This window comes from Sphaerisporangium album, from assembly GCF_003323745.1.
GTDB classification, from domain to species: domain Bacteria; phylum Actinomycetota; class Actinomycetes; order Streptosporangiales; family Streptosporangiaceae; genus Sphaerisporangium; species Sphaerisporangium album.
This window is the reverse complement of sequence record NZ_QOIL01000004.1, coordinates 297,420-317,659: the sequence shown is the minus strand read 5'-3', so window position 1 is coordinate 317,659 and position 20,240 is coordinate 297,420. Positions and strand designations below refer to the sequence as shown.

Here is a 20,240-nt window from a genome sequence, read left to right as displayed (position 1 = left end):
GCCATGCCCGGAAACGCCTGAGCACAGGCGCGAGCGCGGCGTCGGCGCCGTCCTGTGATCGAGCCGTGCGACGGGACCGCTTCCGCGCCGACCGCTTCGGCGAAGCCTTGTCAAAAGCCGTGGTCAAAGATACGCTCTCCACATTTTTAGGAAACTTTCCTATCGAATAGGGAAGGAAGCCATGGCCACACCCTCCAGCCGGCTCCGCGAAACCCTCGTGGCCGCCGCGGTCTCGGCGGCCCTCGTCGCCGGCGCCCTGTCAGCCCCCGCCTCCGCATCCGCATCCGCCCGAACCGTGACCACGGCCACCCGGGCCGCCGCCCCCGCCACCTTCACCCACCCCGGCGTCCTGGTCAGCCGCCCCCAGCTCGACTTCGTCCGGGCACAGGTCAACGCCGGCGCCCAGCCCTGGAAGACGGCGTACGACCGCATGATGGCGAGCGCGTACGCCTCCCTGTCCAGGACCCCCAAACCGCGCGCGATCGTGGAGTGCGGGTCCTACTCCAACCCCAACAACGGCTGCACCGACGAGCGCGAGGACGCGCTGGCCGCGTACACGCTCGCGCTCGCCTGGTACATCACCCGGGACGCGCGGTACGCCAACAAGGCCGTCCAGATCATGGACGCCTGGTCCGCCACGATCAAGGACCACACCAACAGCAACGCGCCCCTGCAGACCGGGTGGGCCGGGTCGAGCTGGCCGAGGGCGGCGGAGATCATCCGCTACACGTCCACGGCCTGGCCGAGCGCGTCGGTGGACCGGTTCGCCACCATGTTGCGCACGGTCTACCTGCCCAAGGTCATCAACGGCTCGAACAGCAACGGCAACTGGGAACTGAGCATGATGGAGGCCGCCGTCGGCATCTCCGTCTTCCTGGAGGACCGCGCGAGCTACGACCGCGCCATCGCCAAGTTCCGCGGCCGGGTGGCGGCCTACGTGTACATCGCCGCCGACGGCGCCTACCCGAAGTACCCGCCCGGCAGCTCCATCGACACCCCGTCCGAAGTGATCGCCTACTGGCAGGGGCAGTCCACGTTCGTGGACGGCCTCGCCCAGGAGACCTGCCGGGACTTCGTGCACACCGGGTACGGCATCTCGGCGATCTCGCACGTCGCCGAGACGACCAGGATCCAGCAGCAGGACCTCTACCCTGAGATCGCCGAGCGGCTGCGCCACGCGCTCGGCTTCCACTCCAAGTACCAGCTCGGCGCGGCCGTGCCGTCCTGGCTGTGCGGCGGCACCCTGACCCGCGGCCTCGGCCCGGTGACGGAGGTCGGCTACAACGCCCTGCACACCCGCATGGGCATCGCCATGAGCAACACCCAGACGCTCACCGAGCAGCAGCGTCCCGCCGGGACGAACAACCTGTTCGTCGCCTGGGAGACGCTGACCCACGCGAACAACCCGAACTGACGGCCACCGGCCCCGCCGCGCCTGCCGGGAGCGGCGCGGCGGGGCCGGTTCGAGCCCGCGTCGCGGCCCTCGCCGGGCCCGGACGGGCGGCGTCAAGAGGCCGTACGAATCACGGCGCCCGTCGTCAAGAACGCGTACAGATGACCAAATATCCGAATTTCGGGCGGAGGATAGGAGCGTAACCCCAGGTAGGAGACGGATCAGATGCCCGCCACCAACCATGCGACCCCCTCCGGAAACGCGGGCCTCCGCACCGCCCCTCCGGGGAAGGGCTCCCCCCGAAGACCCGGCATCCCGGCCACGGAGAAACACCGCCTCAGCGTTCCCGGCGGCCTCGCCGCGCTCTCTCTGGACGCCCTGGCGTCCGTCGCGTACGGCCCCGAGGCGATCGTCCTCGTCCTCGCGCTCGCCGGAGCCGCCGGGCTCGGCTACGCGGTCCCCGTCACGCTGGCGATCGCGCTCCTGCTGGCCGTGCTGACGATCTCCTACCGCCAGGTCATCGCGACCTTCCCGCAGGGCGGCGGCGCGTACGGCGTCGCCAAGGCCTACCTCGGACGCCGGGCGAGCCTCGTCGCGGGCGCCAGCCTGATCGTCGACTACGTGCTGAACGTGGCCGTCTCCGTCGCGGCCGGGGTGGCGGCGCTGACCTCGGCGTTCCCCGCGCTGCTGCCGCACGTGACCTGGCTGTGCCTGGCCGTGGTGCTCGCCGTCACGCTGGTCAACCTGCAGGGCGTCGGCACGAGCGCACGCGCCTTCATCGTCCCCACGATCGTCTACGTCGGCGCGATCTGCCTGGTCATCGCCGTCGGCCTGCTGCGCGGCGCGCCCGCCACCCCCGTCGAGCACGCCGCCCAGGCCCACGGGCTGGAGACGGTCGGCGCGCTGCTTCTGCTGCGGGCGTTCGCCAACGGCTGCGCGGCCCTGACCGGCGTCGAGGCCATCGCCAACGCCGTGCCGGCCTTCAGGAAGCCCCGCGTCCGCCGCGCGCAGCGCGCCGAGATCGCGCTCGGCGCCCTGCTGGGGGTCATGCTGATCGGCGTCGCCGCGCTGATCCAGAAGTTCGCGATCGGCCCGGTGCACGGGTTCACGGTGCTGGCGCAGGTGACGCGGGCCGCCCTCGGTGACGGGCCACTGTTCTACGTCGTGCAGTTCTCGACCATGATCCTGCTCGCGCTCGCCGCCAACACGTCCTTCGGCGGGCTGCCGGTGCTGGCGAAGCTGTTGGCCAAGGACAACAACCTGCCGCACTTCTTCGCGCTGCGGGTGGAGCGGCAGGTCCATCGGTACGGCATCGTGTTCCTCGCCGTCGCGGCCGCGCTGCTGCTGATCGGCACGCGCGGCGACATGAACAAGCTCGTCCCGCTGTTCGCGATCGGGGTGTTCGTCGGGTTCACCCTGTCGCAGGCGGGAATGGTGCGGCACTGGCTCGCCGAGCGGCCCTCCGGATGGCGGTGGAAGGCCGCGCTCAACGGCTTCGGCGCGCTGATGACCGGCGTCGCCGCCCTGGTGATCGCCGCCACGAAGTTCGGCGAGGGCGGCTGGCTCGTCGTCGTCGCCCTGCCGCTGATCGTGCTCGGCATGGAGTGGGTCAACCGGGCGTACGCGCGCATCGGCCGCAAACTACAGCTCGGCACGGTGCCCGCCCCGCCCAGGCCCCGCCGCTCGGTCGTCGTCGTGCCGGTGCACGCGGTGAACCGGCTCACCCGCGAAGCCCTCGCGGCGGCGCTCTCCCTGGGCGACCGTGTCGTGGCCGTCCACGTGACCTACCCGGACGACGATGACGAGGGCCGGTCCTTCGTCGAGGAATGGGAGCGGTGGCACCCGGACGTCGAGCTCGTCCTCGTCCACGACGCCCACCGGCACCTCGCCCGGCCGCTGGCGACCTACCTGGCCACGCTGCGGGAGGCCCACGTGTTCGTGCTGATCGCCGAGATCGAGCCCGAGCACGCCTGGATGCGGTTCCTGCAGAACCAGCGGGGCGCCGTCCTGGCCCGGGGCCTGCGCCGAATGAGCGACGCCGTGGTCTGCCGCCTGCGGTTCCGCCTGTCCGCGCTCAGCTGATCGGCGCCCGCTTCACTGGCGGGCGCTCATCACCGCGAGCGGGTCGCTCGGCGCGTCGGCCTTGGCCTTCTCCATCTGCTCGCCGAGCTCCTGGAGGCGCTTGCGGCCCATGCCCTCCCGCACCTGCGGGAACCACTCCTGCTCCTCTTCCTCCACGTGGTGGCGGACGTTCTCGATCAGGACGGTGACCTTGGCGTCGTACCGCTCGTCCGCGGGGTCGAGGTTCTTGAGCTCCGAGAGCATCCAGACGACCACGTGGTGCTCCTCGACGCTCTCCAGGACGTGATCGCCGGTCTCGGGGACGGCCTCCCGGGCGGCCGGGTAGAAGATCGTCTCCTCGATGTAGGCGTGGGTGGTGAGCTCCTGGATGATCTGCTCGACGATGCGCTGCTTCTCCTTGTGCGCCTTCTCGCCGGCCTTCTCGAACTGCTTGAACAGGCCCTCGACGGTCTTGTGGTCGTCCTTCAGAAGAACGATGGCGTCCATTCGGCGTCCCCTCTCGTCGCGTGTCCGGCACTGTCTCCGCTTCCTCCTGGGAGAGATTTAAACCGCTGAGCCTGGGGAGAGGTCGCATCATGTCGTCAGTGTCTTCCCAGGCAGTGGTCATGACCGTCAACGCCGGGTCCTCCAGCCTGCGGCTCGATCTGATCCGCGGGGACGAGGTGCTGCACGAGCGGTACGTCGAGCGACAGGCCCCCGACCCGTCGGCGATCGAGCGGACGATCGCCGCCTTCCTGCGGGAGGCGCCCACCGGCGACATCGCCTTGGCGGGCCACCGGCTCGTGCACGGGGGCGACGCCGTCCTCGCTCCGACCGTCGCCGACGACGACGTGATCGCCGCCGTGCGCCGCTTCGCGGACCTGGCGCCGCTGCACGTGCCGCCCGCGCTCGCCCTGGTCGAGGCCGCCCGGCGGCTGCTCCCGGACATCCCGCACGTCCTGTGCCCCGACACCGCCTTCCACGCGCGCATGCCCGAGGCCGCGCGCACGTACCCGCTGCCCGCCGAGTGGCGCCGCGCGTACGGCCTGCGCCGCTACGGGTTCCACGGCGTGTCGTACGCGTGGGCGCTCGGACGGGCGTGCGACCTGCTGGGACGGCCGGCGGCGGCCTCGCGGATGGTGTTCACCCACCTGGGCGGCGGGGCGTCGGTGTGCGCGGTGCGTGACGGCGTCAGCGTGGACACCTCGATGGGGTTCACGCCGCTGGAGGGCGTGCCGATGAGCACCCGCTCCGGCAGCGTCGACCCGGGCATGCTGCTCTGGCTCCTGGACGACGAGCGGCTCAGCCTGGAGGAGCTGCGCGACGGGCTGGAGCACCGCTCGGGGCTGCTCGGGCTGTCGGACGGACGCTCCGGCGACACCCGCGACCTGGTGGCCGCGCGGGACGCGGCGTCCAGGCTGGCGCTGGAGGTGTTCGCCCACCGGGTGGCCCGGGAGATCGCCGCGGCCTCGGCCGGCCTTGACCGGGTGGACGCGCTGGTCTTCACCGGGGAGATCGGCTGGGACCAGTTCGAGGTGCGCCGCGACGTCTGCCGCCGCCTGGGCGCGCTCGGCGTCCTGCCGCCGGTCCGCGAGGAGGTGGACACGGACATGATCGTCAGCGCTCCCGGGGCCACCGTGCCCGTCCTGGTGGTCAAGCCCCGGGAGGAGCTCCAGGTGGCCCGGGAGGCGCTGGCCGCAGCCGAGTCGGCGCGGACGTCGGCGTGACCCCATGGTCAGGTCGTATGACTCCCGTGGTCGAGCGGACCTCCGCGTGACTCCCGAGGTCGGGCGGACGTCCGCGTGACTCCTGTGGTCACCGGGCCGCGCTCTTGACCGGCGCGCCGTCGGGGCCGACGGCCGTGCGGCGCGCCGGGAGGGGCATGTGAGCATGGGGACATGGGTGGAACCATGAGCGCCTGGGTGGTGCGGCGGCCGGGACCGATGGAGACGCGTCCCCTTGAGCGGGTGCGCCTGCCGGTACCCGAGCCGGGTCCCGGGGAGGTGCTCGTCGAGGTCGAGACGTGCGCCGTGTGCCGCACCGACCTGCACCTCGCCGAGGGCGACCTGCCGCCGAGACGGCCGGGCACCGTCCCCGGGCACGAGGTGGTCGGCCGGGTCGTGGCGCGCGGCCCGGGGGCTTCCCGGTTGGAGGTCGGCACGCGGGTCGGGGTGGCCTGGCTGCGGTACACCTGCGGCCGGTGCCGGTACTGCCGACGCGGCCTGGAGAACCTGTGCCCGAACTCCCGGTACACCGGCTGGGACGCCGACGGCGGGTACGCCGAGTACACGACCGCGCTGGAGGACTACGTCTACACGCTGCCCGAGGACCGGCCCGCCGAGCGCCTGGCCCCGCTGCTGTGCGCGGGGATCATCGGCTATCGCGCCCTCGCCCGCGCCGAGCTTCCTCCGGGCGGCAGACTCGGCGTCTACGGCTTCGGGGCCTCGGCACACCTGACCGCCCAGGTGGCGATCGCGCAGGGCGCGTCCGTGCACGTGCTGACCCGGTCGCGGGCGGCCCAGGAGCTGGCGCGGGAGCTCGGTGCGGCCTCGGCGGGCGGCGCGTACGACGCCCCGCCGGAGCCGCTGGACTCGGCCATCCTGTTCGCGCCGGTCGGCGATCTGGTGCCGGTGGCGCTCGCCGCCCTGGACCGGGGCGGCACGCTGGCCGTCGCGGGCATCCACCTCACGGACGTCCCGTCGCTGAACTACCAGGACCACCTGTTCTACGAGCGGGGCGTGCGCAGCGTCACCGCGAACACGCGCGAGGACGGCCGCGCGTTCCTCGACCTGGCCACGCGGCACCCGCTCAGCGTCACCACGACCCCGTACCCGTTCGACCGCGCGGACGAGGCCCTGGCCGACCTCGCGGCCGACCGGGTGAACGGCGCGGCCGTCCTGCACATCGGCGGCTGACGGGTCCGGGCTCGGGGCGGGCGCCGGTCCGGCCCACCGGGCGGGCGCCTCACGGCGCGGCGCGTGAACCGGCGTGCCGTGTCGCCAGGTCAGCCGGGGTCGTCGGGGGCAGGGTCGGGGACACCGTCGGGGACACTGTCGGGGACACCGTCGCGGCCGCGGATCAGCTCGACGATGGCGCCGATGTCGGCGTCCTCGAAGCCGGCCGCCGCGGTCTGCTCGTAGCTGCGCTCGACCAGCCGGGCGACGGGCAGGGACAGACCGTGCGCCTCCGCCACCTCGGCCAGCAGGCGCACGTCCTTGGCGCCGAGCCGGGTCGTGAACCACCCCTCGTGGTCGCCGCCGAGGACGTCGTCGAGCCGGTTGCGCAACGCGGGCGCGACCGTGGGCCACTCGTAGAGGACCTCGCGCAGCAGCCCGGAGTCGATGCCGGCGGCCTGCGCGGTCGCCACCGCTTCGGACACGACGGCGATCCCGGACATCAACAGGTAGTTGTTGACCAGCTTGAGGGTGGTGGCGGCGCCGGGGTCCTCGCCGCAGTACCAGTGGACGGAGAAGAGGTCCGGCCACAGGGGCTCCAGCGCGTCGGCGAAGCGCCGTTCGCCTCCCACCAGGCCGGACGCCGCACCGTCCAGGATGGCCTGCGGCGCCCCGATGATCGGCGCGGCCAGGAAGCGCCGCCGTGGCGCGACGTCGCGCAGGCTTCGCGAGGTGCCGGGCGCGACGGTGCTCATGTCCACGATGACGGGCGGCTCCGGGTCGCCTTCCAGCTCGATCAGGGCCCGCATGACGCCGAGCACGGCCTGGTCGTCGGTGAGCGACATCATCGCGGCGGCGGCCCCGCGCGCTGCCTCCGGCGGCGAGGACGCCTCGGTGGCGCCGGCCCGCACCACCCCGTCCGCCCTGCCGGGGGTGCGGTTCCAGACGGCGACCTCGTGGCCGCGTGCCAGCAGCCGCGTCGCGACCGCCCGGCCCATGTTCCCCATCCCGATCACGGCGACCCGCATGATCGTTTCCTTTCATGTCGGCTGGGCTGCGTCGGCCGGCCAGTGTCGGCTAGGCGGTGGCGGCTAGGCAGCGTCGGCTAGGCGGTGGCGGTACGGTCGGCGGCGGGCACCCGACGGGGCGCGGCGAGGGCCTTCATGGCCTCTCTGAGCACCCACGCCTCCTGGTTGAGCAGCCTGCGGTCGCGCGGTTCGCAGTCGGCGTCGATCACGAAGTCGTCCCCCCGGAAGCGGGGGAAGACGTGGACGTGCGCGTGGAAGACTCCGAGGAGCGCGGGCTCGCCGTCGCCGAGGACCATGGTGATGCCCTCGCAGCGCAGGCCCGAGTGCCGGAGCCCGACCGCGACCCGCTGGGCGATCCGCCACATGCGGGTACCGGCCTCCTCGTCCAGGTCTTCCAGCCCGGCGGCGTGGACGCGCGGGATGACGAGGGCGTGCCCGGGGTTCACCGGGTTGCTTTCCATGGCCACGATCGTGTGATCGTCCTGGAAGGCCAGGCTCGCTTCCGCCCTGCCCTCGAGGATGTCGCAGAACGCGCACACATCGCCTGAGGTTTCCATCTCTCAATGATTCCTCGCGGTGAATCGCGACCTTCCAGAGGCCCCGGCGGACGGCGTCACGCGCCCGGCCCCTCTGACCAGGCCGGTCAGTCCCCTTGCCTGTCGAGGGCCACCACGGGAATCGTCCGGGACGTGGCGGCCTGGTACACGCCGAAGTTCGGCATGATCTCCGCCTGGCGGGAGAAGAGGCGGTCACGCTCCTCGCCGGCCAGGGGGACGGCCAGGGCGGTGAAGAGGTCGCCGCCGACCTCCACGGTGACCTTCGGGTTCGCCAGCAGGTTGTGGTACCAGGCGGGATGGGCGGGACGTCCGCCGTTGGAGGCGAAGATCAGGAGGCGGCCGCCGTCCCGGCCGTACAGGACGGGGCTCGTCCGCGCTTTGCCGGTCCTGGCCCCCGTGGTGGTCAGGAGCAGGATCGGCGCCCCCTCGAACGGGCCTCCGAGCTTGCCTCCGTTCGCCCGGAACTCCTCGATGATCCTCGCGTTGTAATCGACGTCCACTTCGGTCCTCCTACGACCCATGAGGCCGGGATTCGACTGCGGCGGCGACGCCACCTGACTCGATCTCCCTACCCTCGGTCAGGTCGCGGGTAATCATCCGGTCAGGGCTCCGTTCCCTACCGGACGTCCGGACGCCACGGGTGGAGGGCCGTTCACGAAAACCGGCGGGCCCGGCCCTCCCTGTGGGGAGGACCGGGCCCGCCGGGCGGTCTCCGTCAGCGCAGGATCTTGTAAAGCGCCGACGTCAGGGACGCCTTGGCGTCGTCCCCGTCGATCGACCACATCATCGAGCCCCCGAGGCCCTTCAGCCGGATGTAGGCGGCCTTCTGGGTCAGGGACGCCGGGTCGTCGTAGGACCAGAACTCGTTGCCGTCGTACAGCCACAGCGCGCCGGTGAACAGGTCGCGGTACCGCTTGCCGGGCTTGCCCGCGAGCACCTTGTAGTCCTCGCTGCCCGCCGCCCAGGTCGCGGGCGCGGGGCCGGCGGCCGGGGACCAGAGCCCGTCGCCCGTGGACTTCACGCCGGTCCAGCCCTGCCCGTACGCCGGGACGCCAACGACGATCTTCTTGGCGGGGGCGCCGCGCGACAGGAAGTCGCGGACGGTGGTGTCCACGCTGAACTTGATCGCGTTCGGATCCCTGCGGTCCGGGAACAGGTTGCCGTTGTGGCCGGTGATCGGGTCCCACGAGCCGTGCAGGTCGTACCCCTGGACGGTGGCGAAGTCCAGGTTGCGGAACACGTCGCGGACCTCGAAGCCGGCGTCGATCTTCGCGGCGGCCGCGGGCAGGAACGCCGTGAGCTGGCTCTTGGGGTCGAAGGCGTTGAGCTGACGGCGCAGTTCGGCGACGAACAGGGTGAAGTTGCGCTTGTCCTCGGGCCGGATGATGTTGCCGGTGTTGCCCTCGGAGCCGGGCCACTCCCAGTCCAGGTCGATGCCGTCGAACACGCCCGCGCCCGCCCCGGCCGCCAGACCGGGCAGGTCGCCCTTCATCCACAGGTCGACGCAGGACGCGGCGAGCGTGCTGCGGGCCTGCGGGGTGAGCACGGCGTCGGAGAAGTACTTCGAGCCGGTCCAGCCGCCCAGCGAGATCAGGACCTTCAGCCGGGGGTGGGCGGCCTTGAGCTTCTTGAGCTGGTTGAGGTTGCCGTTGAGCGCCTGGCCCTCCGCGTCGGCGACGCCGTCCACGCTCTGCTCGGCGGCGACGGGCCGCTGCCAGTCGGCCCAGGGGTCGGCCGACACGCACTTGAGCGTGGCGTCGACGCTGCCGAAGGCGTAGTTGATGTGGGTCAGCTTCGCCGCGGCGCCGCTGGTCTCCACGTCCTTGACCTGGTAGTTACGGCCGTAGATGCCCCACTGGGTGAAGTACGCGACCCGCTTGTAGCGGTCGCCGCCGTCGTGGTCGCTCGTCCGGCTCTGGGTGGTCTTCTGTACGGACACGGTCGCGGGCGCGGAGGTGGCGGCCTGGGCCGGCATGGCCACCGCGGCGAGCCCTGCGGCGAGCGCCGCTGTGAGAAGGTGCTGGAAAGGTCGTCGCACGGCCGTCTCCACTCGCTGCTCTGGGAGGCTTCATATTCATAGGAAAGTTTCCTATAAGTTTTTCGGATCGTAGAGCCCGCCGTGCGCGCCGTCAATGCACGATCACGCATCGGCGCCTCGGACCTCCCTTTCAAGATCCCCTAACGCCGACGAAGCCCTGTAGCCTCGCTGAAGATCCACTGTCCTGTTTGTGACATCCGCCGACATGGGGAGGCACGATGAGCACGCTCGACGAGGCGTACCACCGGTTCCGGCACACCGGGCCGGAGTGGGGTGAGAACCAGCTGACCAACCACGGCCCCATGGCGGCGGAGGTCCTGGTCCGGCGAGGGCGCGAGGACGAGGTCGAGGGCTGGGTTGACTCCTACATCCGCCGCCTGGACGACCTCCCCCGGCCTCAGGAGGCGATCACCGAGGCGAACTGGGCCGAGGCCCTCGGCGACGGACGGCGGATCGGCGACTGGAGCGTCCACTTCGAGCGGGAGGTCCGCGAGCGGCCCTGGCGGGAGGTGCTGGTCGCCTGGTGGCCCCGGCTGCTGCCGGGAATCGCGGCCGGCACCACGCACGGCGTCATCCGCGTCGGCCACGCGGTCCGCGCGCTGCGGGACGGCGGGGACAGCCCGCCCGCCGTCGCCGAGCTGGCCCATGGGCTGGCGTTCTGGGCCGCGCGGGCGCTGGCGGTGCCCGGCGTCACCGAGCTGGGCGGCGGTCTCGGCGAAGGTCAGACCAGCGGCGCCGGCGGCCGGCCGACCGGCGTCCTCCCGGCGGCCGTCCCCTCCGGCGAGCTGGACCCGCGCGCGGCGCTCGACGCCGTCGCCCGGATCCCCGACCAAAACGGCAACGTGGCCCGGCGCCTCGGGCAGCTCGCGGTCATGCCCGCCTGGCCGGGATCGGTGGCCGCGCTGCGCCCGCCCGCCGGCCCCGAGGACGTGCCCGCGCTGCTCGCCGGTCTCATCGACGCCGCCACCGTCCACTACCTCCGCCACGGGCACGCCTCCCCCGTGCTGCTCGTGCACACCGCCACGGCGCCGAACGCCTTGCTGCACATCCTGCCCGAGCTGCCCCGGGAGCTGTGGGCGCCGAGCCTGGCCGTGATCTGGGGCACCAGCGCGGCCATCGTGTCGGCGTACGCCCCCGCCGAGGGCGCCCCGCGCGCCGTTCTGCCCGTGGCACCGGACGTGGCGGACCCGGTCGCCGAGGTGCTCGACCGGGCCGTGGCGCACGGGGACGAGCACTACATCAAGTTCACCGACACCGCCGTGGACGTGTACGCGCGCACCGGCGACCCGGACGCCCTCGCGGCGGCGCTGCGGGTGGGGACGCTGATCGGCGGCTGACCCGTAGGACCTCCTCGGTAAGAGCGTGCGTTACCTCCCGCGTAATCGCCCTTCCGATCGGCGGCTGCGATGCTCGTAGTCGTCCGGAGGACGGGATCCGCCTCCTGTTCCTCCGGAGATTTGCCGATTTCAACCCCCATGGAGGGACCATGCGCGCCTACGCGGTCGCCCACCTGCGCGATGTCGAGGTCGGGCCGGAGATCGTGGAGTACCTGGAGAAGATCGACGCGACCCTGGCGCCGTTCGAGGGCCGTTTCCTCATCCACGGCGGCGACAGGGAGGTGCTCGAAGGCTCCTGGCCGGGAGCGCTCATCGTCATCGAGTTCCCCGACCGCGAGCGCGCCGGCGGCTGGTACAGGTCGGAGGCGTACCAGCGCATCCTGCACCTGCGCACGGACAACTCGATCGGGGACACGATGCTGGTCGACGGCGTATCGGAGGACCACCGCGCGACAGACGTCCTGTCCGACTGACGAGGCGTCCCCACCGGTTCCCCGCGCCTCCGGGAGGCCGGGCGTCCGATTTCTCGCGAGATCAGGCGCCCTGGGCGGCTCTCACGGGCTCGGCTCGAAGACCGGAGTGAGGGGGAACCTGATGGTATGGGTGTCGCCGCCGTCGGAGCCGTCCCTCTCCACGACGCTCAAGACCAATTCGTCGTCGTTCTTGCCGGTGCGCTTGAACTGCACCTCGAAATCGACCTCGACGGTGCCGACATCGAACCGGATCTCCTCGCCCAGCACCTCGGCCCGGATACGGGCCTTGCCGATCTCGGCGCGCACGACGTCCATCGCGTCGGCCAGTGACAGCGGCTCGTGTGCCATGTCGCTCGTTCCTCTCCATAGCCCGCCGGGCCCGCCTCGGTCCCGCGCCGAAGGCGGCAGGTCAGGCCGGTGGTTCGGTGGCGGCCGATCCCGGGGGAGTCATTCCCGTTCCCCCGGCCACCGCGTCGGAGCCCTGGTATGAAGTCCGCCAACTTCAGCCAACTTCCACTGATGTCGGCTGACCACGGTCCATGACGGCGATGCCGGGACGGAACGGCGGAAGCCACCGAAAGGCATCGGGGAGAGGAACGAAAGCGGAGAGCAGGAAACCGGTCAGGCCAGGCGTGCGGGGAAGCCGCCCGTGGCGATCGGGCCCCAGCTCACCGGGGTCACCCGCAGCAGGGACTTGCCCTGGCGCTCCATGGCCGCGCGGTAGTCGTCCCAGTCCGGGTGCTCGCCCGCGATCACCCGGTAGTACTCGACCAGCGGCTCCAGCGCCTCGGGCATGTCCAGGACCTCGCAGGTGCCGTCGATCTGCACCCAGGCCCCGCCGAAGTCGTCGGAGAGGATCACCACGCTGACGTTCGGGTCGCGGCGCGCGTTCGCGGCCTTGGCGCGCTCCGGATAGGTGGACACCACGACGCGGCCCTCGCCGTCCACACCGCAGGTGACCGGCGACGCCTGCACGCCGCCGTCGCGCCGACGCGTGATCAGGATCGCCTGGTGACGGTCGCGGGCGAAGTCGAGGAGCTCCTCACGGCCGACCACGTCCGTGGTCGCGATCTTCGGACTCATGCCCCTCACTGTACGACGTCCCCGCACCTCGCCCCCGCCCAGCCCTGACGGCCCGCGTCGCCGGTGCGGCCGGTACGGGATCCGGGCCCTCCGTATCGCCCGCATTGTCCGCGCGGTTTTGTCGGCCCGGGGTGGCATCCTGGGAGGCGTGACGGTGCACATGGTCAGCCCCCTGTTCGTCGGACGCGAGCGCGAGCTCGACGTCCTCGGGCGGGCGCTCGCGCGGGCGCGTGACGGGGCCGCGACCACCGTCTTCGTCGGCGGCGAGGCGGGCGTCGGCAAGACGCGCCTCATCCGCGAGTTCGCCCAGCGCTCCGAGGGTGCCCGGGTGCTGGTGGGCGGCTGCCTGGAGCTCGGCACCGACGGCCTGCCGTTCGCGCCGTTCACGGCGGTGCTGCGCCAGCTCGTCCGCGACATCGGCCACGACGGCGTCGCCGCCCTGCTGGCCGGCGGCAGAACCCGCGCCCTCGCCCGCCTGCTGCCCGAGTTCGGCGAGCCCGACGACGACGGCGCCGAGGCGCGGGCCCGCCTGTTCGAGCAGGTCCTCGGGCTGATGGAGCGGCTCGCCGAGCTCCAGCCCACCATCCTGATCATCGAGGACGCCCACTGGGCCGACCGCTCCACGCGCGACCTGCTGTCGTTCCTCGTCCGCTACCAGCGTCCCGCGACCCGCCTGGTCACCCTCGTCACCTACCGCTCCGACGAGCTCCACCGCACCCACCCGCTGCGCCCGCTGCTGGCCGAGCTGAGCCGCATCGACTGGGTCCTGCGCCTGGACGTCCGCAGGCTGAGCAGGCGCGAGGTCGTCCAGCAGGCCGCGAGCATCCTCGACAGAGAGCCGACCGCCCTCGACGTCGACCTCATCTACGCGCGCAGCGAGGGCAACCCTCTGTTCGTCGAGGCGCTGCTGGACGGGGGCGAGGCGGCCGCGATGCCCGACTCGCTGCGCGACCTGCTCCTGGTCGGCGTCGAGCGCCTTCCCGACGACACCCAGGAGCTGCTGCGGGTGGCGAGCGCCGGTGGCGACCGCATCGAGCACGCCCTGCTGTCGGCCGTCGCGGGCCTCGACGACGGCGCCCTGTCCAGCGCACTGCGCCCGGCCGTGTCGGGCAACGTGCTCGTGGTCGACGGCGAGGGGTACGCGTTCCGGCACGCGCTGATCCGCGAGGCCGTCCATGACGATCTTCTGCCCGGCGAGCGCGTCCGCCTGCACACCCGATTCGCCGAGACCCTGGAGCGCGAGCCCGGCATCCTGCCCGCCCCGCGCGGCGCCATCGAGCTGGCCTACCACTGGCACGCCGCGCTCGACTCGACGTCCGCCCTGGTCAGCGCCTGGCGCGCGGCCGCGGTGGCCCGCAAGTCGACGGCGTACGACGAGCAGTTGCGCATGCTGACCCGAGTGCTGGAGCTGTGGGATCGCGTACCGGACGCGGCGGCGAAGATCGGCGTCGACCATGTCGAGGTGTACCGGCAGGCCATCACCGTGGCGCACCTGGCCGGGGAGTTCGAGCGCGGCATCTCCCTGGCCCGGGCGGCCCTGCAGGAGATCGACACCGAGACCGACCCCATCCGGGCCGGGCGCCTGCTGCGTCAGCGCGGGCTCGTCCGCTACGACCTCGGCCGCGAGGGCTACCTCGACGACCTGCGCACCGCCGTCCGCCTCGTCCCCGCCTCGCCGCCGTCCAGGCTGCGCGCCCAGGTGCTGGAGAACCTCGCGCGCACGCTGCACGACACCGACGCCTGGGCCGAGAAGGAGGCCATGGCCGAGGAGGCCATGAAGATGGCCCGCGAGGTCGACGACCCGCAGACCGAGGCGCAGGCCCTGGTCACGCTCACCTGGGCCCGGTGCCGCTATTCCTCGATGGAGGAGCAGGTCAAGGCGTTCGCGCGGGCCCGCGAGATCGCCACCCGCACCAAGGGCTACAACGCGCTGATGCGCGTCGCGATCTCCGAGTCCGACGCCCTCGAAGGCGCGGGCTGGCACGAGGAGGCCGCCGAGGTCGCCCGCCGGGGCATCGCGGACGCCGAGGCGTACGGCCTGGCCCGCACGTCGGGGGCGTTCCTGGCGATCAACCTGGCCGAGCCGCTGCTGTCGCTCGGCCGGTGGGACGAAGCGCTGGAGGTCATCGACCGCGCCCTGGAGGTCGTGCCGCCCGCGCCCTACCGCATGAGCCTGCAGGGGTTCGCCACCGACATCGCCCTCGCCCGGGGCGATTCGAAGCGCGCCGAGTCACTGTTCCACTCCTCGACGCACGTCCTGGCCCGCGGCTCCTACCGCGACCAGTCCATCCTTCCCCACCTGCGCCGCGAGATCGAGCTGCGCCTGGCCCAGGGCCGCACCGACGACGCCCACGCCCTGGTCCGGAAGGCCGTCCACGACTACGACCTGCGCTCCACCCCCCGCTACGTGTGGCCCGTCCTCGTCACGGCCCTCGACGCGGCAGGCCCCCTCCTCCCCGACCTGCGCACGATCGCCACCGAACTCCCCGTCGAGGGCGAGCTCCAGCGGGCGTCCCGCCTCACCTTCATCGCCCGCTTCGCCCAGGCGTGCCGGGCCACGAAGGTCATATCGGCCATAGGCGGGGCACCGGCCCGTTCCCCCCATCCCGATCAAGGCGACGGCCGGGAACCCTCCGGCCCGTCCCCTGACGACGCCGACGTGAGGCCCTCCGCCGGGCGGGCCCACAGCGACCCGGAAGACGCGGCGTGGGGCGAAGGGCCTGTATCCGCGGCCGACGAACGTGTGCTGTGGGACAGGGCGGTGGCCGCGTGGAACGCCCTTCACCAGCCGTACGCCGAGGCCCGCACCCTGCTCGGCGCGGCCCAGGCCGCCATCGCCGCCGGTGAGCGCGACGAGGCCGCCGAACGGCTGTCACGCGCCGCACGCCTCGCCGACCGCCTCCGCGTGACCCCCCTGACGTCCGAGATCGACTCCCTCGCCAGGCGCGCCCGCCTCCAGCTTTCCGACGACGCCACCTCCGCGCCGCGGCCCGCCGACCCGGGGTTCGGCCTCACCGCCCGCGAGCAGGAAGTCCTCCGGCTGGTGGCCACCGGCCGCAGCAACCGCGAGATCGCCGCCGAGCTGTTCATCTCCGCCAAGACCGTCAGCGTCCACGTCTCCAACATCCTCGCCAAACTAGGCGTCACGTCCCGAGGCGAAGCCGCCGCCACAGCCCACCGCCTCAACCTCTTCGAGGACGCACAGCTCCAAGGCGGAGACTCCGCAAAGAAGCGATAAGCATGCTGCATTCATCGCGCTGACAGACCGGACGTCCGGGGCGGAGACGGTCGGCTCTCACGCCTCCGGCGCCCTTCGGAGTACCGGTGATCCAGGAGCGCGGCTGGACCTGAGCCCGGACGGCAACTTGGACATGGCTCCCAACTGCGACTCAATCGCCAATCGGATATGCCAGATCATCAAATAGAGCGAGACCAATTAGACGATGCACGGATGGCCCGGCGATGGAGCGGCATTGTCGACAAGAAGTACCAGACACCACAATCAGGTGTAGACGATAGAGATTGCACGCGTGATGTGCACCTGACGTCCGAAACCCACCACCGATACCCATACGGACAGCATCTACCAACGACCGTCAAGCGGCCACCCACCCCCGATGCGTCCCGCTCTGTTCGGCGCGTCACGAGGTTTCCCGCAGCCCGGCGGATCACGAGCCAGTAGCGGTTCCCCACTCCGCCTCCGGCCAGGTCCCCCCATGCGCCACGGCTGGTATCGTCCCCAATAGTTCTCCGACGGGGTGTGCGAGCTCATCCCTCCAAGCGATGTCCTTATCACCCCTCATTGTTCGACTTTGAATGGCGTGTTAGAATCAATTCTTCGCAATAGCAGCTCACTTAAAGGGATGTTATGCCGGCGAGGTGGGAAGCAGACAGTTCCGCGTCATTCAAGCGACGATTGGGAAAATCAGCCGCCGAGTTGGACATGACCGACAATAATCCGTCATGTCCAGACCTGTGGGAGCTCGACAATGGCGACATCGCAGTCATAGGAAGAGACCTGACGGCGGAGTACTCCCGCCGTCTCCCCGCAGACGTGAGCATCGGGCACAATGAGGCACTGGTCGTCCTCCCCCGCAAGATGTTGATCGCCGCGAAGGAGGACATCCCCAATGCGTGACCTGCCTCGCCCGCTGACCGGTGAGCAATTGTCTTCCGAAGAGTACCTCGAAGACTTTTACCCGCGATTCTGGGCGATCGGCGAGCAGGACTTCTGGAAGTTCGAGCGGCTTCAGTCCTTCCAGGAACAGGGGAGCGACAGCTGGGAGGCGTTCAAGCGCGGGGACTGGCTAGAAGCTCTTCACCTTATCGAGGAAAGAAGAGACAGCCTCAAAGAGTACTATGAGCGAGTATCCTCCAGCGGATTCACCACCTACAGGGTGCGCGTCGTGGAGGAAGAGATCACTCCCTACCTTCAGTGGCAGATTCATTCGCTGAAGCAGCGCGCCGAGCTGGGCGAACACATCCGAATCATCGGTCAGGCCGACATAGGAGCATTCGAGCGGGACGGGCGACTGCCGGAAATCGTCACCGTTGGCACCAATGCCACCTACCAGGTGCTCTATGATCACACCGGGGTGCTCACGGGGGCCGTCCGTTCCGATCGCCCCGAAGATCTGGCAATGTGGCGGAATTTCATCGAAGAGCTCTACCAAAAGGGCGAGGACGTCAGCAGTTTCTTCGAAAGACGGGTCGCATCCATGAAGCCGCCGCGTACGACCTGAACCACCGCGCGGCCGAAGTGGAGGTCCGGACAGTGCGGCGTCCACTCGGCCAGAAGATCACCTTCTGCCCGATCCACCGGTACCATGATCAGCGAGTCGGCTTAGAACGATTCCACCAGCCATCGAGACGCCGTCGGTCTGTTCGCCGCCAGCCAGAACGGTCATGTAATGAGCAGAAAAAGGCCTAACGAGGAGGTCTCGAACGAGGGATCGGGAAGCACTCGTTCCGAGCTCTCCGGACAGGCCAGCGATGTTGTCCAGGCAAGGGACATCAGTGGTGGAGTGCACTTCCATGGCGCCTCCGCAGCGCGTGACGCACCCGTCATCAGGCAGTTGCCCGGCGACGTCCGCGGTTTCGTCAACCGCGCCGATGATTTCGCGCGTCTGGATCGTATCCTGGCCGAGGACAAGAAATCGTCCAGATTCTCCACCGTCTGTGTGATCGTGGGTACCGCCGGCGTGGGCAAGACATCCTTCGCGGTGCATTGGGCCCATGAGGTGTTGGACGAGTTCCCGGACGGGCAGCTGTACGTCAACCTCCGTGGATACGACCCCGGCCCGCCGGTGAGCGCGGACCAGGCACTCGAACGGTTCTTGAGCGCGATGGGAGTTCCACCGGCCGCCGTGCCGGCCGAGCTCGAGTCCCGGACAAGCCTGTACCGTTCACGGCTGGCCGGTCGTCGCATGCTGGTCATCCTTGATAACGCATCCAGTGTCGGACAGGTAAGGCCGCTTCTGCCCGGAATCCCTGGATGCCTGGTTCTCGTGACCAGTCGAAGCAGATTGTCCGGGCTGGTGGCACGAGACGGCGCTCAACGACTGTCGCTGGGCATCCTGAACGAAGCCGAGGCGGTGACGCTGATCCGCAACCTTGTCAGCGACTACCGACCGGCGGACGACCCGACGGAGGTCGCCGAACTCTCCCAATTGTGCGCGCGACTTCCACTTGCTCTCCGCATAGCGGCGGAGCGGGCAGCCAGCCGACCGCGGATGCCCCTGCGCGAGCTGATCGACGATCTGCGGGACGAGTCGGCCGTGTGGGACGCGTTGACAACCGGCGACGATGAGGAATCGGATGCCGTCCGCTCCGTTTTCGCCTGGTCCTACCGGGCTCTCAACGAAGACGCCGGCCGGCTTTTTCGGCTCCTCGGGCTTCATCCCAGCGCCGAGTTCAGTAGCCGATGCGCCGCCGAGATGGCTGAAATCACCATCAGCAGGGCTCGGCGGCTGCTTGATGACCTCGTCGGAGCGCACCTCCTCGAACAGCAATCATCTGACCGCTACCAGTTCCACGATCTGCTGCGGGCCTATGCGATCGACCAGGTCCGCCATGAGGAGGACTCCGCGGTCCGGTCGACGGTTCTGCGCCGGACACTTCTGTGGTACCTGCGACAGACCGCCTCCGCCCTGGCGGTGATCGCGCCGGGTGCCGTTCGAGTGCCACTTACTGCGACCGCCGATGACTACCCGGTGGCTGTCTTCGCCGACCACGGCGACGCCGTTCGCTGGTACGAGCAAGAACGGGCCAACCTCGTGGCGGCGGTGCGCAGCGCCGTGGACGCCCGGTTCTATGACATCGCCTGGCAACTTCCCGCCGTCCTGCACCGTATATACGCCAGGTTCAATCACTTCGACGATTGGCGAATGACCAGCGATATAGCACTTGCCGCGGTAGGAGAGGTGGATGACCGTGCCGGCTCGGCTCTGATCCTGGAAAGCCTCGCCAAGTTGCACATCCAGTCCCACCAATTGGACGTAGGGATCGGGTACCACCAATCGGCACTGGCCATTCGGCGCGAGATCGGTGATCAGATCGGCGAGGCTTCGTCTTTGAACGGGATCGGGCTGGCCATGCTCCGAGCGCATCGTCTTGCCGAGGCGAAGTCATATTTCGAGGAGACCCACTCTCTTGCCCTGCGTCTGGGCAACCGAGGGTGGGAGGCGATCGCCGCGAACGCACTGGCGTACGCACACGCCGAGCTTGAGGATCTGGAGAACGCGGAGACATGGCACCGTCAGGCCTTGGAGCTCTACCGTGAGCTGGGCGACCGCGGATCCGAGGGCGATGCCCTGCGATGTGGGAGTCAAATTCAGCGTGGCGCCGGCAACTTCGGGCAGGCGCTGAGGCTGATCGAGCATGCGGTGGCCATCGCCCAAGAGTTCGACAACCAGGTCTGGGAAGCATGGTGGCTCATCGAACTGGGCCGAGTCCAGGCGGCGTCGGGTAACCCCGAAGAGGCCCTGGACCAGTATCACCGAGCCGCGGTGCTGCATCGGCGAATCGGTGACCGATACCGTGAAGCCTGCGCTTGGGACGCGACCGGTGAGGCGTATCAGACACTAGGCCGGTATCAGGAGGCCGCCGATTTCCACAGGCAGGCCACGGCGACGTTCCGCGAGCTCGGCGACCAGTGGTCTCTCGCCGTCTCGCTGATCAATTTGGCCGCGGCCTCGACCAAGGACGGAAGGCCGGGTGAAGCCGAGGCGCACGCACGCGAAGCCGAGCGCATACTCGCCCTCTTCGACGACCCGGCGGCGCGTCGTTTACATGATCGTGCCCGGACGCTGTGATCCGGCCGGTAGTTGCCCCGGGTTCGGACTCCGGCGAGGAGAAGCGCATGCCCACAAGTCTTC

At 70.4% G+C, this 20,240-nt stretch carries 17 protein-coding genes; 10 read left to right on the top strand and 7 right to left on the bottom strand.

Annotated elements, in window-relative coordinates; translation table 11 throughout:
* Positions 1-181: 181 nt before the first annotated feature.
* Together DQ384_RS09085 and DQ384_RS09080 are read left to right on the top strand one after the other, a co-directional pair.
* The gene (locus tag DQ384_RS09085) at positions 182-1,414 is read left to right on the top strand and encodes an alginate lyase family protein (protein WP_114028262.1); all 1,233 of its coding nucleotides are present in this window, start codon (positions 182-184) and stop codon (positions 1,412-1,414) included.
* Positions 1,415-1,618: 204 nt separating this feature from the next.
* Positions 1,619-3,475 carry an APC family permease gene (locus DQ384_RS09080; RefSeq protein ID WP_114028261.1) on the top strand — a complete coding sequence of 619 codons (1,857 nt, stop codon included), beginning with the start codon at positions 1,619-1,621 and terminating at the stop codon, positions 3,473-3,475.
* Between the two features lie 12 nt (positions 3,476-3,487).
* Here the strand turns inward: DQ384_RS09080 and DQ384_RS09075 are convergent, their stop codons facing one another.
* A complete protein-coding gene (locus DQ384_RS09075; protein ID WP_114028260.1) occupies positions 3,488-3,961 on the bottom strand; it encodes a hemerythrin domain-containing protein in 474 nt (157 codons plus the stop codon).
* Between the two features lie 98 nt (positions 3,962-4,059).
* Between DQ384_RS09075 and DQ384_RS09070 the strand changes: the two genes are divergently transcribed.
* Together DQ384_RS09070 and DQ384_RS09065 are read left to right on the top strand one after the other, a co-directional pair.
* Positions 4,060-5,181, top strand: coding sequence for an acetate/propionate family kinase (locus DQ384_RS09070; protein WP_245966329.1), 1,122 nt, complete (start codon positions 4,060-4,062; stop codon positions 5,179-5,181).
* A gap of 171 nt (positions 5,182-5,352) precedes the next feature.
* Entirely contained in the window at positions 5,353-6,369 is a 1,017-nt protein-coding gene (locus DQ384_RS09065; RefSeq protein ID WP_245966328.1) for a zinc-dependent alcohol dehydrogenase family protein, read from the top strand.
* 89 nt (positions 6,370-6,458) lie between these two features.
* Here DQ384_RS09065 and DQ384_RS09060 read toward each other — a convergent pair whose 3' ends face one another.
* The 4 genes from DQ384_RS09060 to DQ384_RS09045 form a co-directional block, all read right to left on the bottom strand.
* Positions 6,459-7,376: an NAD(P)-dependent oxidoreductase gene (locus DQ384_RS09060; protein WP_114028257.1), complete on the bottom strand. Its 918-nt coding sequence runs from the start codon at positions 7,374-7,376 to the stop codon at positions 6,459-6,461.
* 77 nt (positions 7,377-7,453) lie between these two features.
* Positions 7,454-7,933 (bottom strand): HIT family protein, encoded by a 480-nt coding sequence (locus tag DQ384_RS09055; RefSeq protein ID WP_114028256.1) that lies wholly within the window; start codon positions 7,931-7,933, stop codon positions 7,454-7,456.
* 86 nt (positions 7,934-8,019) lie between these two features.
* Positions 8,020-8,433 (bottom strand): nitroreductase family deazaflavin-dependent oxidoreductase, encoded by a 414-nt coding sequence (locus tag DQ384_RS09050; RefSeq protein WP_114028255.1) that lies wholly within the window; start codon positions 8,431-8,433, stop codon positions 8,020-8,022.
* 215 nt (positions 8,434-8,648) lie between these two features.
* The gene (locus DQ384_RS09045) at positions 8,649-9,971 is read right to left on the bottom strand and encodes a glycoside hydrolase family 18 protein (RefSeq protein WP_245966327.1); all 1,323 of its coding nucleotides are present in this window, start codon (positions 9,969-9,971) and stop codon (positions 8,649-8,651) included.
* A 218-nt stretch (positions 9,972-10,189) separates the two neighbouring features.
* Here DQ384_RS09045 and DQ384_RS09040 point away from each other — a divergent pair, with 218 nt between their 5' ends.
* Together DQ384_RS09040 and DQ384_RS09035 are read left to right on the top strand one after the other, a co-directional pair.
* Entirely contained in the window at positions 10,190-11,308 is a 1,119-nt protein-coding gene (locus DQ384_RS09040) for a questin oxidase family protein (RefSeq protein ID WP_114028254.1), read from the top strand.
* Positions 11,309-11,457: 149 nt separating this feature from the next.
* The gene (locus DQ384_RS09035) at positions 11,458-11,781 is read left to right on the top strand and encodes a DUF1330 domain-containing protein (protein ID WP_114028253.1); all 324 of its coding nucleotides are present in this window, start codon (positions 11,458-11,460) and stop codon (positions 11,779-11,781) included.
* A gap of 81 nt (positions 11,782-11,862) precedes the next feature.
* Here the strand turns inward: DQ384_RS09035 and DQ384_RS09030 are convergent, their stop codons facing one another.
* Together DQ384_RS09030 and DQ384_RS09025 are read right to left on the bottom strand one after the other, a co-directional pair.
* Complete coding sequence (locus tag DQ384_RS09030; protein ID WP_114028252.1) at positions 11,863-12,129, bottom strand: trypco2 family protein; 267 nt, start codon at positions 12,127-12,129, stop codon at positions 11,863-11,865.
* A 273-nt stretch (positions 12,130-12,402) separates the two neighbouring features.
* Positions 12,403-12,864, bottom strand: coding sequence for a PPOX class F420-dependent oxidoreductase (locus DQ384_RS09025; RefSeq protein WP_114028251.1), 462 nt, complete (start codon positions 12,862-12,864; stop codon positions 12,403-12,405).
* A gap of 148 nt (positions 12,865-13,012) precedes the next feature.
* On the opposite strand from DQ384_RS09025, the gene DQ384_RS09020 reads away from it, so the two are divergent.
* The 4 genes from DQ384_RS09020 to DQ384_RS09005 all read left to right on the top strand — a co-directional run bounded on the left by DQ384_RS09020 (position 13,013) and on the right by DQ384_RS09005 (position 20,177).
* A complete protein-coding gene (locus tag DQ384_RS09020) occupies positions 13,013-16,102 on the top strand; it encodes a helix-turn-helix transcriptional regulator (protein WP_114028250.1) in 3,090 nt (1,029 codons plus the stop codon).
* A gap of 705 nt (positions 16,103-16,807) precedes the next feature.
* Positions 16,808-17,002 (top strand): hypothetical protein, encoded by a 195-nt coding sequence (locus DQ384_RS09015; RefSeq protein WP_342769386.1) that lies wholly within the window; start codon positions 16,808-16,810, stop codon positions 17,000-17,002.
* On the top strand, positions 16,995-17,606 hold the full coding sequence (locus DQ384_RS09010; protein WP_220182854.1) for a DUF6879 family protein: 612 nt from the start codon (positions 16,995-16,997) through the stop codon (positions 17,604-17,606). Before DQ384_RS09015 ends, DQ384_RS09010 begins: the two co-directional genes overlap by 8 nt.
* Before the next feature lie 168 nt (positions 17,607-17,774).
* Positions 17,775-20,177 (top strand): ATP-binding protein, encoded by a 2,403-nt coding sequence (locus DQ384_RS09005; RefSeq protein WP_114028248.1) that lies wholly within the window; start codon positions 17,775-17,777, stop codon positions 20,175-20,177.
* Positions 20,178-20,240: the final 63 nt, after the last annotated feature.

Coding starts and splice junctions, on each gene's coding strand:
- DQ384_RS09085 (WP_114028262.1), top strand. CDS start 182: ATGGCCACACCCTCCAGCCGGCTCCGCGAAACCCTCGTGGCCGCCGCG.
- DQ384_RS09080 (WP_114028261.1), top strand. CDS start 1,619: ATGCCCGCCACCAACCATGCGACCCCCTCCGGAAACGCGGGCCTCCGC.
- DQ384_RS09075 (WP_114028260.1), bottom strand. CDS start 3,961: ATGGACGCCATCGTTCTTCTGAAGGACGACCACAAGACCGTCGAGGGC.
- DQ384_RS09065 (WP_245966328.1), top strand. CDS start 5,353: ATGGGTGGAACCATGAGCGCCTGGGTGGTGCGGCGGCCGGGACCGATG.
- DQ384_RS09060 (WP_114028257.1), bottom strand. CDS start 7,376: ATGCGGGTCGCCGTGATCGGGATGGGGAACATGGGCCGGGCGGTCGCG.
- DQ384_RS09055 (WP_114028256.1), bottom strand. CDS start 7,933: ATGGAAACCTCAGGCGATGTGTGCGCGTTCTGCGACATCCTCGAGGGC.
- DQ384_RS09040 (WP_114028254.1), top strand. CDS start 10,190: ATGAGCACGCTCGACGAGGCGTACCACCGGTTCCGGCACACCGGGCCG.
- DQ384_RS09035 (WP_114028253.1), top strand. CDS start 11,458: ATGCGCGCCTACGCGGTCGCCCACCTGCGCGATGTCGAGGTCGGGCCG.
- DQ384_RS09030 (WP_114028252.1), bottom strand. CDS start 12,129: ATGGCACACGAGCCGCTGTCACTGGCCGACGCGATGGACGTCGTGCGC.
- DQ384_RS09025 (WP_114028251.1), bottom strand. CDS start 12,864: ATGAGTCCGAAGATCGCGACCACGGACGTGGTCGGCCGTGAGGAGCTC.
- DQ384_RS09015 (WP_342769386.1), top strand. CDS start 16,808: ATGACCGACAATAATCCGTCATGTCCAGACCTGTGGGAGCTCGACAAT.
- DQ384_RS09010 (WP_220182854.1), top strand. CDS start 16,995: ATGCGTGACCTGCCTCGCCCGCTGACCGGTGAGCAATTGTCTTCCGAA.
- DQ384_RS09005 (WP_114028248.1), top strand. CDS start 17,775: ATGAGCAGAAAAAGGCCTAACGAGGAGGTCTCGAACGAGGGATCGGGA.